12 protein-coding genes, 1 tRNA gene and 5 pseudogenes are annotated in these 13,637 nt (G+C 35.9%); 6 read left to right on the top strand and 12 right to left on the bottom strand.

Going from position 1 to position 13,637, the window contains the following annotated elements; all coding sequences use genetic code 11:
• Positions 1 to 79: 79 nt before the first annotated feature.
• From lptB to B554_RS0106385, 5 genes are read right to left on the bottom strand one after another with little or no spacing between them, the layout of a single operon-like run.
• Entirely contained in the window at positions 80 to 826 is a 747-nt protein-coding gene (gene lptB / locus B554_RS0106365) for an LPS export ABC transporter ATP-binding protein (protein ID WP_002051056.1), read from the bottom strand.
• On the bottom strand, positions 826 to 1,374 hold the full coding sequence (lptA, locus tag B554_RS0106370) for a lipopolysaccharide transport periplasmic protein LptA (protein WP_004702651.1): 549 nt from the start codon (positions 1,372 to 1,374) through the stop codon (positions 826 to 828). Before lptA ends, lptB begins: the two co-directional genes overlap by 1 nt.
• Positions 1,358 to 1,906: an LPS export ABC transporter periplasmic protein LptC gene (lptC, locus tag B554_RS0106375; protein WP_004702654.1), complete on the bottom strand. Its 549-nt coding sequence runs from the start codon at positions 1,904 to 1,906 to the stop codon at positions 1,358 to 1,360. The genes lptA and lptC overlap by 17 nt, the downstream gene beginning before the upstream one ends.
• Before the next feature lie 37 nt (positions 1,907 to 1,943).
• Positions 1,944 to 2,483, bottom strand: a complete 540-nt coding sequence (locus B554_RS0106380; RefSeq protein ID WP_004702656.1) for a KdsC family phosphatase — start codon at positions 2,481 to 2,483, stop codon at positions 1,944 to 1,946.
• A 3-nt stretch (positions 2,484 to 2,486) separates the two neighbouring features.
• A complete protein-coding gene (locus B554_RS0106385; protein ID WP_019457396.1) occupies positions 2,487 to 3,464 on the bottom strand; it encodes a KpsF/GutQ family sugar-phosphate isomerase in 978 nt (325 codons plus the stop codon).
• Positions 3,465 to 3,678: 214 nt separating this feature from the next.
• Here B554_RS0106385 and cysS point away from each other — a divergent pair, with 214 nt between their 5' ends.
• The 3 genes and pseudogenes from cysS (at position 3,679) to B554_RS19270 (ending at position 6,387) form a co-directional block, all read left to right on the top strand.
• Positions 3,679 to 5,100 (top strand): cysteine--tRNA ligase, encoded by a 1,422-nt coding sequence (gene cysS, locus B554_RS0106390; RefSeq protein ID WP_019457397.1) that lies wholly within the window; start codon positions 3,679 to 3,681, stop codon positions 5,098 to 5,100.
• Positions 5,101 to 5,163: 63 nt separating this feature from the next.
• A tRNA-Gly gene (locus B554_RS0106395) sits at positions 5,164 to 5,239 on the top strand.
• A gap of 136 nt (positions 5,240 to 5,375) precedes the next feature.
• A pseudogene (locus B554_RS19270) lies at positions 5,376 to 6,387 on the top strand (tyrosine-type recombinase/integrase).
• A 140-nt stretch (positions 6,388 to 6,527) separates the two neighbouring features.
• Here the strand turns inward: B554_RS19270 and B554_RS18990 are convergent.
• From B554_RS18990 to B554_RS0106415, 3 genes and pseudogenes are all read right to left on the bottom strand, one after another.
• Positions 6,528 to 7,047, bottom strand: a pseudogene (locus B554_RS18990) (glycoside hydrolase family 108 protein).
• 73 nt (positions 7,048 to 7,120) lie between these two features.
• Positions 7,121 to 7,894: a DUF4882 family protein gene (locus tag B554_RS0106410; RefSeq protein ID WP_019457400.1), complete on the bottom strand. Its 774-nt coding sequence runs from the start codon at positions 7,892 to 7,894 to the stop codon at positions 7,121 to 7,123.
• A gap of 109 nt (positions 7,895 to 8,003) precedes the next feature.
• Positions 8,004 to 8,401, bottom strand: a pseudogene (locus B554_RS0106415) (hypothetical protein).
• 218 nt (positions 8,402 to 8,619) lie between these two features.
• On the opposite strand from B554_RS0106415, the gene B554_RS0106420 reads away from it, so the two are divergent.
• Positions 8,620 to 9,807 (top strand): sialidase family protein, encoded by a 1,188-nt coding sequence (locus B554_RS0106420; protein ID WP_019457401.1) that lies wholly within the window; start codon positions 8,620 to 8,622, stop codon positions 9,805 to 9,807.
• A gap of 200 nt (positions 9,808 to 10,007) precedes the next feature.
• Here the strand turns inward: B554_RS0106420 and B554_RS0106425 are convergent.
• The 4 genes and pseudogenes from B554_RS0106425 to B554_RS0106435 all read right to left on the bottom strand — a co-directional run.
• Positions 10,008 to 10,535: pseudogene (locus B554_RS0106425) on the bottom strand (hypothetical protein); the annotation flags it as partial.
• Positions 10,515 to 10,682 (bottom strand): annotated as a pseudogene (locus B554_RS18995) (putative metallopeptidase); the annotation flags it as partial. The pseudogenes B554_RS18995 and B554_RS0106425, both read right to left, overlap by 21 nt.
• Positions 10,664 to 10,945: a TonB C-terminal domain-containing protein gene (locus B554_RS0106430; protein WP_019457403.1), complete on the bottom strand. Its 282-nt coding sequence runs from the start codon at positions 10,943 to 10,945 to the stop codon at positions 10,664 to 10,666. The gene B554_RS0106430 and the pseudogene B554_RS18995, both read right to left, overlap by 19 nt.
• Positions 10,946 to 10,971: 26 nt before the next feature.
• A complete protein-coding gene (locus B554_RS0106435) occupies positions 10,972 to 11,202 on the bottom strand; it encodes a hypothetical protein (RefSeq protein ID WP_019457404.1) in 231 nt (76 codons plus the stop codon).
• A gap of 154 nt (positions 11,203 to 11,356) precedes the next feature.
• Between B554_RS0106435 and B554_RS0106440 the strand changes: the two genes are divergently transcribed.
• Entirely contained in the window at positions 11,357 to 12,445 is a 1,089-nt protein-coding gene (locus B554_RS0106440) for an MrcB family domain-containing protein (RefSeq protein ID WP_019457405.1), read from the top strand.
• Positions 12,446 to 12,461: 16 nt separating this feature from the next.
• Complete coding sequence (locus tag B554_RS0106445) at positions 12,462 to 13,355, top strand: hypothetical protein (RefSeq protein WP_019457406.1); 894 nt, start codon at positions 12,462 to 12,464, stop codon at positions 13,353 to 13,355.
• Positions 13,356 to 13,637: the final 282 nt, after the last annotated feature.

Here is a 13,637-nt window from a genome sequence, read left to right on the forward strand (position 1 = left end):
TTGTTTTTATTTACAAAACCTCCAAAAATGAAAAAAGAGGCCTTGACCTCTTTTTAACCAAACAGATTAGTGGCTTTAATTAAACTGTAAAATCATCACCCAAATAGACTTTACGAACTTGTTCATTATCTAAAATCTCTTGTGGCGTACCTTCTGCAATTACTGAGCCTTCACTCACGATATATGCACGCTCACAGATTGCTAAAGTTTCACGAACATTATGATCTGTAATGAGTACGCCAATGCCACGATCTTTTAAGGTCTGGATAATGTCTTTAATATCACCGACTGAAATTGGATCGACACCCGCAAATGGTTCATCTAAAAGCATAAATTTAGGGTCTGCTGCTAAAGCACGCGCAATCTCTGCACGGCGACGTTCACCACCCGATACACTCATTCCTAATGAATCTTTAATATGACTAATTTTAAAGTCATTCAATAACTCATGAAGACGTTGTTGACGTTGCTGTTTATTCAAATCTTTACGCGTCTCTAAGATCGACATAATATTTTCAGCAATTGTCAGTTTTCTAAAAATAGAGGCTTCTTGAGGTAAATAACCAATACCTTTACGTGCACGCTCATGCATCGCCAAATCGGACATATCTAAGTCGTCAAGATGGATCTCGCCTTTATCCATGCGTACCAGTCCAACGACCATATAGAAGCTCGTCGTTTTACCAGCACCATTAGGACCAAGCAAACCAACAATCTGTCCACTTTGCATACTAAAAGAGACGTCTTTAACTACCCAACGCTTACTATAGTTTTTTGCTAAGTGCTTAATACACAAAGTTTGCGGTTGTTGAAGAGCTTGCTGCATTAGTCACGCGCTCCTGGGAAACTTTTTGAACTTGACGGTGGAATAATAATTTGTACACGGTTTGAAGAAGAGCCTTGAGCTTCGACATCACCTTTATTCATACTATATTTCAGAGAGTTACCACGAATACTTGAACCATCTTGATATAAATATGCACCACCAGACAAAGTAATAATGCCAGTATCAGCATTATAAACAATGGTCTGACCCTCACCACGCGCTAAGCCTTTATTCGCATTCACTTGCTGCTGAAACTTAGCAGGTCTACCCTTTGCAGTGATAACCTGAATTTCACGTTTCGAGTTAAGATTAGCAACAATCGAATCTGCTTGTAGCTTCATCGTACCTTGCTCAATCACAACATTACCGGTATAAGTCGTCAAACCAGTTTTTTCATTATATGTTGCGCGGTCTGCAACCAATGAAATTTGTTGATTACGGTCAGACGGCAAAGCAAACGTCGAAGCAGATGTTAAAGCAACGAATGTAATTACCGCAGCTTGTTTTAGGAAAGCTGAAGAACGTTTTAAATTAAGACTTTGGTGCATACTTTCCTCGAATATTAAAAAATTCGTACTGACCGTTATTCAAATTGCCTTTTAATCCTTTACTCACAAACTCGCCTTGTGGAGACTGAACAATCACTTGATGATTGGTTTCAATATCTCTGTTTTTGGGATAGGCAGTTAACTGATCGGTTTGAAACTCAATTGTTCCTTGAGGTGCAATCTTAGTTGCAACCACATCACCCGATAAGACAACCTTTTGATTATCATCATAACCATAAGCTTGTTTAGCAAAGAATGTTGCATCAACTTTACCTAATTTATACATAGAGGCATTAAGTTGATCCAACTTCGACGTTTTTTGTTGCATATCCTGTTCAAGCTGACGAACTTCAGCACGAACATACAAATTGCCTTTGTCATCAGTTTGAGTCAAATGGACGCCCTGCGCTGAATAAGTCATATTCTTCGCCGAACCAATGTCCAGTTTTTTTGCCTTGCCACTATAGTAGTAGTAACCACCACTTACAGCAGCAACCACTACAGCAACAATATATAAAACTCTGGTATCCATAAGCAGGAATAGCCTACCTTTTTAAGTAATCTTGTTATTAATGCGGTACTGCAAGATATTTTTCAAGAAGTTCTTGGTAAATGCCTTTTGCGATCAGCAACATATCACAGACTTCACGTACAGCTCCACGACCACCCATCGCTTGGGTAACCAAGTGTGCACGGCGACGCACTTCTTCATGTCCATTTGGCACAGTAACGTTCATTCCGGCAATCGCAAAAGCCGAAAGATCAGGCCAATCATCGCCCATATACAAGCAATCAGAAGGCAAAATATTAAACTGTGCACAAGCTTCACGAAGTGCTGAGCCTTTGTCTTCACGACCCTGAAAAACAAGGTCTACACCCAAATCAGACATGCGTTTGTCAACGATATTACTTTTCCGACCAGTAATGATAATGACTTTCATACCTGCTTTTTGAACAAGTTTCATGCCTAAACCATCACGAATATCGAATGATTTAATTTCATCACCCGTATTGGTTAATGTAACAAAGCCATCGCTCAAAATACCATCAACATCCAGAACCAATGCCTGTAAATGACGTGCTTGTTCTAACAATGCATACGATGCCATGAATTAATTCACCCCTGCCTGAATAAGGTCATGCATACTAATTACACCAATCACTTTGTTTTGGTCATCGACCACCACAAACTGACTAATTTTTTTCTGGTTAAGCTGTTGTAACGCTTCTACAGCACGTGCTTCTTGTGAAATAGTTGACGGTTTTTTTGTCATCACATCAGAAACAGGTAAATTCACATCAAAACCTTGCTGTTTATCAATGAGGCGACGTAAGTCCCCATCTGTAAAAATACCGAGCAAATGATCTTGTTCATCAACAATCGTCGTTAAACCCAAACGCTTATTCGAAATTTCATAAAGCACTTGATTCATTGGGGTTTCTGGCGAAACTTTTGGTAGCTCATCGCCTGTATGCATTAAATGTTTTACATGTAAAAGTAAACGCTTACCCAATGCGCCTGCTGGATGTGAACGAGCAAAATCATCAGCAGTAAAACCACGTGCTTCTAGTAATGCAACGGCCAAAGCATCACCTAACACTAATGTTGCCGTCGTACTTGATGTGGGTGCCAAACCTAAAGGACAAGCTTCATCAGACTCACCTAAAGTTAAAGCAATATCAGCATTTTGTGGCATTGGGCCTTTATCAGTACGGCTAATCGTAATCATAGGTACGCCAAGATGTTTAATCAGTGGCATGAGCATCATGATTTCATCGCTTTTTCCAGAGTTGGAAATTGCAATAAGCACATCGCCACGAACCAGCATACCTAAATCGCCATGGCCTGCTTCACCAGGATGCATAAAGAAAGACGGCGTCCCTGTAGAGGCAAATGTTGCCGCCATTTTTCGACCAATATGCCCAGATTTACCCATACCTGTAATCACAACACGACCTTTGCACTGTAAAAGTACTTCGCAAGCACGGTTAAAACGGTCATCAATTTGTGTTGCTAATACATCTATGGCTTGTTGCTCAATGCGCAATGTAGCTAATGCACTGCTTTGGAAATCTGTAGGATTAGGCATACGAGTGTGACTCAAAATAATTGATCTGATCTCTCTATTGAGATCGGTGATTTTAATCAAAAGATTTGGGGGCATTCTAGCATAACTCAATCAGTTACACGTTTTTAAATGTATAAGATTTCACAAGCTTATAAAATTAATGCATAAAACTTTTTTAAAAATGATGCATAAGTTATGATGTAACACTATTTTTGTTGAGTGTTTGAAAACCCTTATGCAACCATTTGTTTTATATAACTCTGAGCAACGAAAAAAAGTTGAATTTGTACCTCGCAAAGAAGGTCACATCGATATGTACGTCTGCGGTATGACCGTTTACGACTACTGTCATATCGGGCACGCTCGAGTTATGGTTGCATTTGACTACATTATTCGTTTCTTGCGTAGTCAAGGGTGGAATGTTCGCTACATTCGCAACATTACTGATATTGACGACAAAATCATCAAACGTGCTCATGAAAATGGTGAAACCATCCAACAGCTCACCACTCGTTTTATTGATGCAATGAATGAAGATGCAGCCAATTTAGGTTGTGCTGCACCCGATGAAGCACCTAAAGCGACTGAATACATCGACCAGATGCAAAATATGATTGGCAATTTGGTCAATAAAGGCGCTGCCTACCCTGCTTCAAACGGCGATGTTTATTTTGAAGTGACCAAATTTGAAAAATATGGTCGCCTTTCTGGCCGTAAGCTTGATGATATGCAAGCTGGTGCAAGTGAACGTGTCGATGTAGAAGTTGAAAAGAAACATCCTTTTGACTTTGTACTTTGGAAACATGCAAAAGAAAACGAACCATCTTGGGCATCTCCTTGGGGTAATGGTCGTCCGGGTTGGCACATCGAATGTTCTGCAATGTCGACTTGCTGCTTAGGCAATCACTTTGACATTCATGGTGGTGGTTCAGATTTAATGTTCCCACACCATGAAAATGAAATTGCTCAAAGTGAAGCTTCAACTGGCGAGCAATATGTGAACTATTGGATGCATGTTGGCTTTATTAACGTTGATGGTGAAAAGATGTCTAAGTCTTTAGGCAACTTCTTCACGATTCGTGACGTGATGGAGAAGTTCCACCCTGAAGTGATTCGCTACTTTATTGTGTCTTCACACTACCGTAGCCCTGTGAACTTCTCTGATGTAGCGCTAAAAGAAGCAAAAACTTCTTTAACTCGTTTCTATCATTCATTTAAAGCTTATCAACAAGTATATGGTCAAAAGGCAACTGAAACGCTTGATCAGAGTTTTATTGAACGCTTTAACAACGCAATGTGTGACGATTTCAATACGGCTGAAGCAATGGCAGTATTGTTTGAACTCAACAAAGAGTTAAACCGTGCTGTAAAAGAAGAGCAAGCTGACCAAGCAACTGTGCTTTATTCGACTTTACGTCACCTCACCAACATTTTAGGTTTGGTACAACACAATGTAGATGATTTCTTAAAATCAGATATTGGACAAGAAGCGCTTGCTTTGTCTGATGCTGAAATTGAAGATTTCATTCAACAACGTGTTGATGCGAAAAAAGCTAAAGACTTTGCGAAAGCAGATGGTATTCGTCAGTCTTTGCTCGACCAAGGTGTGGTACTTGAAGATACGCGTCAAGGTACAGTTTGGCGTCGTGCTGATTAAACGTTCAATTAGATCACAAGAGTGTTGACACTTTAATGAAACACTCTATAATGTGCTCACATTGCGGGAATAGCTCAGTTGGTAGAGCATAACCTTGCCAAGGTTGGGGTCGCGAGTTCGAGTCTCGTTTCCCGCTCCAAAATTCAAAAACCACTTAATTCGAAAGAATTAGGTGGTTTTTTTATTGTCTGGTAATTAGCTTTGACTAATTAAAAATTTACATCAAAGAAATGCTTTATATTCTGTTACAACACCACGAAATTTGCAGTGTTATTATGCAAAAGCCAGTTAAGCGCGGGAACGCATGGCGCATCACTGTTCGTTACTTAGGCAAACGTTATACAGATACTCGAGATATTGCGAGTGAGTGCGAACAATGGGCCGCAAAAATTATTAGAATGACAATCTGACTTGGCTAACCCTGAGCGAATAAATCCATATCTCCTTCTAAGCCCTTTTAAACAGTACTATCAAAAAGAAGGCAGAAAAATAAAGAATGCCCATTTAATTGTTCAAATGCTTAAATACCTCAAGAAAAACTGGGGGAAATTAGCAGATGAATCAATTCACGACCTAACACCAGCATTAGTTAAACAATGGCGTGATAAACGGTTAAAGCAAGTTAAAGGTGCAACAGTCATTCGAGAAATGGCTATGTATAGTTCAGTTTTTGACTTTGCACGGAAAGAGCTATTTTTAACAAAAGAAAATCCTTTTAAAGAAATATCAAAACCTACTGCTCCTCCTCCTCCACGTAATCAGCGGACTTATCAGAACTATATAGATAAAATTTTAGCTGGGCTTGATTATGAATGGGGAAAAGTGCCTATTCAGCCAAGACACCGAGTTGCATGGTCGTTTCTATTTGCACTTGAAACGGCAATGCGCAAAGGTGAAATACTTAGTGTAGAGAAGCAATTAATATTTCCCGATTTCATTCTCCTATTAGATACTAAGAATGGTACTACTCGTGATGTGCCTTTAACTGCTAAGGCAAAAGAGCTACTTTCTTGGCTACCAGACGATCCTGACGATAACCGTATGGTTCCTCTTACATCTAATGCCTTTCGATTAATATGTCAACGTAACTTACGCCGAGTTGGCTTAGACGGTGTTATTACGTTTCATGATACACGTCATGAAGCTATTACACGTTTTGTTCATGACTAGCGTTTACCTGTAGAGATCCTAGCAAAGATTACTGGCCATAAAACGATTAGTGTTTTGGTGAATACTTATTACAATCCTAAAGCATCTGAAATTGCTAAGATGTTGAGTGCTGCGTAGAAAAAGTCCTCATTAGAGGGCTTTAACACAAATTCCTATACTCACATTATTATTGATCGTATGAGCTGTGCATCCTGAAAATAGAATGCACAGGAATGTAATTGTTAAAGCTATCTTTAATCGTCTGCAATGAAAGACTTTCATATAACAACCCGATTGGCGATCCAGCCATAGAAAAAATGTTCCTGACTTGGATTTCGTTCACAGATTTCAATATAGCGCTGGCCTTGCATAATATTTGGAACTCGAACAAGCACTTTCTCACCTTCTTTGCCACGCTTGTCCAAGTAAATTTTGAGAGCTCCTAAAGTGTTAGAACCATAAACGCCATCAATCTTTAAATCTGCATATCCTGCTTTACCTTGGTTGTTAAGTAAATTCAAAGCACGTTATAAAAGTGGCTTTGCAAAGTTGATACCGCAGTTCACACCAGTATCTAAAAGTTCTTCAGCTACTGCCGAACTGATTGTTCTCACCTGATCAAAGCGCGGGGCTGTCCAATAGTTTTCTCGGTAAATCTTTCATGTTGCCTTTGTAGCCTTTTTTCCGTGCTACAGCTTCAGTAATACCGTACTTTGTTACACCACCTTTATCCACTTGGTTATTTACATAACCGCCTTCACGTTTAATTAATTCATCAAGATATTCTTCAATATTCATTTCACTTTCCTTTAGACGTAAAAAATCCACCCGAAGGTGGCTGTTGAAAAAATCAGTTAATTCAATTTGCTTTTTACAAAGCGACTCCACAAATATCCTTAGTACCTGTTGGATAAGTTTGTGTAATTTTTGATTGATCCAGTAGGAACTCGATCGAAACATCTTTGTTCGCATCAGTTGCTGCTAAATCATAAAAATTAGAGGTTAATGAAAAATACAAGTTATCTAGCTTAGAAGGAAATGTTGCAAAATAGCCTTTATTAACTCCATTAAAAACTAAGCCAACTTGATTAGAGTTCTGATTAATATAGATACCAATCTTTTGGTAACCATCAGAAGTAACTTCTGGGGCTAAGTTAAAGAGATCAGAAACTAATGCATCATCATTTGATGTAGTTTTAATATAAAAGTTATTAACTGTAGGCCCATGTTGATATGCAACTATAAAATTCACAGCTTTACCATTCTGCATAATACCTGCTGCTAGAGTAGGGAAAATATTTACATACCCTGTGTTACCTAACGTAGGAACTTTAATTTTATATTCAAAGGCTATAATTCCAGAAGTTGGTATTACTTTATCCCCTCTGGTGTATAACATAGCAGATGAATCATTTGCTGCTAGAAATCGTGAAAGGTAATCTTGGCTGTAAGCCGAGTAAATGGGACTTTGCTGAGATGTCTTATAAGAAAACTTATTGCCTGTAATATTTGGGAACTTCTGAATAGAAGTATTACCTAAAGATTGCAATTGGGTTGTTGTTGCATCAAAGTTATATGTACACTCAGCAAATACACTATTGATTCCACTAAAGCCAATTACTGTTGCTAAAATAATTTTTTTCACGGCGTTATCCTGTTTTTATTTTGAACATTTAGTATAAACAAGTCTCTAAATCATTTAATTAAATCCGACAGATGACAGAAATATATATGAACTATTTAATGATACCGCCCTAAGGTGGTTCACTATTTTGAATATCATCTTTGGCTTTTTTAACTTCTTTGATTACTTCAACAATGGTCTTACCTTCCTGTTTATCAATAAAGTTAAAGATCCAGCGAACTAAAGCCCAGCCAGGAATACCGCAAATAAAGAAGAAGCCACCTAGTGCTATCATCCCCATACATCAGTCCCCCATTAATGAAGCCCCCACTTTACGATAATAAATGAGCCACCAGCCAGACTTGATACGACGGTACAAATCAGACCTACGGCCCATTCTTGAGGTGATCGTGGCATACGGGTCATTAATACAACTGCTGCAACCAAAGCAACCGCTAAAGTCACCATGATTGCTGCACCATAAAATTTTAAAATTGCAGTTAAACCGCTAGTGGAAACTGGTTCCATGCCTTTCTCCAGATCATAGGCAATAAAAAAGCACTCGAAATGGGTGCTTAATTTTTAGTAATAAAAAAACCCGACTAAAAGTCAGGGCTTAGTAAATTTTGTTGAGCGTTGTAAGCGCTTAAACTTGTTTAAGTAAAAATTTTAAGATTTCTTTAAAGCAAAATACTTACACTTTAGTAGAAATAAATTTTTAACAACCATCTATTGGAGTATAAACAATGGAATTAAAAATAATCCCTTTAATATCAATAGGTTTGTTTTTAAACTTATCATTAACCGCTTGCGTCGACCAAACAGTAAAACCAACACTAGCAACCACATCAATACCAACAAACGCCCTGATTCGTGATGACATTCCTGTCAAAGAACTTACCATTGTTGAGCCATTTACTGGTAACAAAGGTGAAATCCAAAGAATTCCAGCAATATTAAAATTAAAAGGTAATCGCATTTTATATTTTTGGGGTGGTGGTGTTAAAGGCTATGATGGAGATATTACTGGGGTAAAATTATATAAAAGAATTCTTCAATATAATTCTAAAGGACAAATTATTGATAGTGGAAAAAAAGAATTATTTTATTCATCTCCTGATTTAAACGGAGTTGCTAAACAGCCCATGTTGGGCAGAACTAAAGATGGTAGAATTATATTAATGTTTAATGTAAGACAGCCATCTTTAGAGAAAAATGGATATAGAATCTATAAGATTATGCTTGCATTCTCAAGTGATGAAGGAAAGACTTTTACGAAACCAATAGAGATCCCTAATAACCCTATTGCAAAAACACAATCTCTTGGAAGTACCGGCACTATTTTAACTCTACCATCAGGTCGCTTAGTTTGCCCTGTTTATTACATTGATTATTTAAATGCGGCAGGAATGTTATATTCTGATAATTCTGGTGTAACTTGGAAATATGGACAAACATTTAAGCCAGCATATACAGCTCCTTATGAACCTTCTATTACCCTAGATGAAAATAATCACATTATTATTTCAGCAAGACCATCCAATCAGCCTTACAGAGAATTATTAATTTCCACTGATGGTGGTGAAACTATTCAAGATTTAAATTTAAACAAAGATCTTAGGACGCCAGGTATTGGGGCTTCAATTTTATATGATGCTGATAATAAGTTTTTTTTACATAGTTCCCCAACTGGAAATGGACGTGATCACTATAAAATTCAGTTGAGCTTTAATGACACCAAAAATTGGGAGAAAAGTTATTCACCCTTTCCTCCATCTTTTTATGTAGGGTATTCACAAATCATAAAATTAGATAAAAATAGCTACGCTGTTGCTTTAGAAGGATTAATGGATAAAGTTGTTTTTAATACTTCTGAAAATGTAGGGATATTTATTTTTAATAAAAAAGAGTTATTTGATCATCTTTCAAAATAAAAATTTTCTCATATATCTCTAACATAGAGGATTGCTTAAAAATATAAAATAATAAATAAAAGGATGTATATACATCCTTTTATTTATTTTAGTATCAAAGAAATTATAACTACTAAAATATATTTAAGTAATTAGCTTAGCTTTTTACTCATGCAAGTTCATATTTCCTGCAAATATTTTTAATAAAAAATGCACTTAAATTAAGCTTCAGAAGTACTTTGACTAATCTGATTTGTATAGTTCCAGACAGTATTTTCCCATACATCACGTGCAGCAACGCGGATGTAATAAGGGGTAGTTGGTTGTAAACCTCCAATCGTAGTTGTTAGCGTTGTGCCGGTCCAAATTGGCTGCGTTTGGGTAGGATCAAAATTAGGTGTACTACTGAGCCATACCGCATAATCTTTCAGGTCTGGAACCTCGCTAGCTATCCATGACACAGTGATTGCATTGATTGTTGCTGACGTATAAACATTGAGTAGCAACGGCGGTACTGGATTACTAATACTTAGCTTAGCAAATGTACTGATCTGGTCGCCGTTCTTACTAGCAACACGTATTGTATAAGCGCGGCCGATCCCATCTTGTTTAGCATCCTCTATAGAGTAGCTATATTCAGTATTGGTTATATCAACTTCTCGAATCATTGCTCCATTCGACCAAATTTGCATACGGTAGCCATTTGCACCGGTTGAGCTCTGCCATTGGACTTTAAATGTAGTACCGATGACCTGACGACCTTGCTTTTTAAAACCAGATTTAGCCCACATCGCAGCAATATCTGGCCAACGAAATGGCCGTAAGTGCAAATGGTCAGGGTTAAATAATTTAGATTTTGGATCTAGAAAAACTCGACTTATCCATTCCCACATTTCATAAGGTTCAGCTTTTCTTGAAATATCTTAAAATCTGCAGCTCTTATTGATTTTAAAATTTTTTCATCTTGCACTGGATCACCACTACTCTTTGTAAGAACTACCTCAAACGAACCATTTTTATATAATTCTATACGTGCCTCCGCCGTTAGATCTGTTGGTCCTGGTTTAGTAGTCTGAGTACTTAGAGTTTCCTCATTTGCATGGATATTCATGCTGAGACTTATAGCAAATAGTCCACTTACTAAATATTTTTTTATCATTATTTATCCATAAAATTTTTAATTATTTAAAGGCTAAAGGTCCCAGCTTTATTCCCCGACAGACATTCAGCTAATTTTACTGTGCTGCCTAATCCATAATATGATTTTACTTCTGAAGGACTTATAGTCTTGCCTAAAAAGGTATAGCAATTATCAAAATTATTTTCTAATTTACTTTCTTCTAAATATTGAAAGTACTTATCTGATAAAATTTCTATTGCTTGATTTGACCAATTAAGTTTATTTGCCTTCAACATGATTTTCTTCGAAAATTAAAGATATGCTAAATTTTATAGGCTAATCTATTCAATTAGAAGTAAAACACGCAAGTTTAATTATTACTTATAATGATATTCACTGCTCAAGACTATATAATAAACAATAATTTTCAAATACTTGATTTTATCAAAAATGAAAAAACATTTCTTAAATGTTCTTGATCATTATCTATATGCAAAACAACAGCCATATAATACCAACAAGTTACAGGGGCATTATCAAGCGCTGTCTAAGGACATCACAAGTACAGTTAAAACCTGGCTTAATAAGTATTCTGACTCCTCTATTGGCTATGACGTCAACTGGTCACATGGAAAAGGTAATTGGGCAGAAATACCTTGGGTTTTATGTACAAATACAGATATAACTAACTCGGCGCAACGTGGTTATTACCTGGGTATATTGTTTTCAGCTGATATGAGCTCATGCTTCATGGGGCTATTGCAAGGAGTGACAGATGCAAATCAAGATGATTTAGTAGATTTCGCTTCTCTTGCATTAGAATATGTAGGCTCAAACTCTCCTTACTCAAATCTAAAATTAGGTAGTATCGACTTAAAAGCGACTAAAACCTTAGGTAAAAAATATCAAAAATACGCTATTAAAAATTTTGAATACAAAAAAGATTTATTAAAAACTATAGATGACCAAATTATCGAAGATCAATTCAAAATTCTAATTAAAGATTATGAAACACTATATGCTAATGCAAATAAAAATCTTGCTAATTTAGTTCCAGTATCAGATCACTCATACCAGGCTTCATTGCAAAGTAATGAAGAACAATTTGATATAACACAGCTGATTGAAGTTAAAGAGACTGTACCTGGTACTTTATCCATACTGCAAACTAAATTTAAGGTTTCAAAAGAAAAAAGCAGAAAGGCCTTAAAACTTGCTAACTTTCAATACGAAATTGATCCATGTCATATGACATTTATAACAAAAAATAAGAGGTTTTATGTTGAGGGGCATCACCTAATACCCATGAGTCAGCAGCTAAATTTCAACGTCTCACTCGATGTTACTTCTAACTTTATTTGCTTATGCCCAAACTGTCATAGAGCCCTACATTATGGCGATAAAGGAGTTATTAAAGAGAAGCTTCAGATTTTATTTGAATTACGCAATTCCCGTCTGATCAAGCAAGGAGTTTATTTAACTCTTAAAGAATTGCAGAATATTTACCTTAAGACTGGTTTAGATCAACTATACGATTAGATTGAGATTTTTTAATATGAACAATATAGATATTACTTTTTTTACTCCAAATATTCTTACCGTTATTTCAATCGTTGTTGCATTTGCTGCTTTTTATTACACAAGAGGATCCTATCTACTTACTCTTCAACAATTTAAAAAAGAGAAGAACAGAAGAGAAAAAGCAACTGAATATTTCGAAAAGTACATTAATAGGGCTCCCTCTTATAAGATAAATACTTTTTTAAAAAAACTTGATAGTGATGAATTAACAGAGAATGTTGCTATTCCCTCTGAATTTACAGATTTTTTTATTAAAAAATTTCCTGATCAACTCTACTATTTTCTTAGTTTGTTAAAAAACAATCAGAAGCATTTTGTTATAGTAAATGAAAAAAATAGAGAGGAACTAATTAGTAAAATTAAGCTGCCAAGAACAAAAAGTTTTTTATTCCTCTTTGCTTATTTTATATTAGGAATGTTAAATGTAGGTTTACTTGAATTTTATCAAAATTATCTTCCCCATATTCAACCTGAACTAAGAACCACTATGATAGTCTTCTTAGCAATTCTATGTATATTGACAACTTTTTTTGCGTTTCTCTCGCTAATACAAGCTACTAGATATTTATATATTTCTAAAATTTTAAAAGAGTTAAATAAGAATCAAGTAAAACAGTACAACTTTTCATCTAAATCTTTACTAAAAAAATATAACCCACTTCGAACTAGAAGAAAAAAGAAGAATACAAATGTATGTCAACTCTGTGAAAAACCCGCTCCATTTAGAGATAAAAATAGTAGTCCCTATTTCGAAATTTATAGTATTAAAAAACTTTCTCCAAGTGAAACAGATACAGTAGAGAAGACTATTTTACTGTGCCCCAATTGCTATAACAAAATGGATATAATAAATACTGCGGCAAATTGATTAAAATTGAATAATTAAAAAAGAGAGATGTATAAATTAAAAACTTCTCTCTAATTCAAACAACTAATACAGTATTAGAAATACTTAATAATTTTTTTCATAACAGCTTCAATATAAAGTGATCTTAATATTTTAGTTGAAAGCATTTAAATTGTAAAAATTTATTCGACACCACTTCGGCACCATTAAAACATAACCTATTGTTATTTAATATTTATTATAACCTTGCCAAGGTTGGGGTCGCGAGTTCGAGTCTCGTTTCCCGCTCCAAAATTCAAAACC

The sequence above is a fragment of the Acinetobacter sp. GG2 genome (genome assembly GCF_000292385.1).
GTDB lineage: Bacteria > Pseudomonadota > Gammaproteobacteria > Pseudomonadales > Moraxellaceae > Acinetobacter > Acinetobacter seifertii.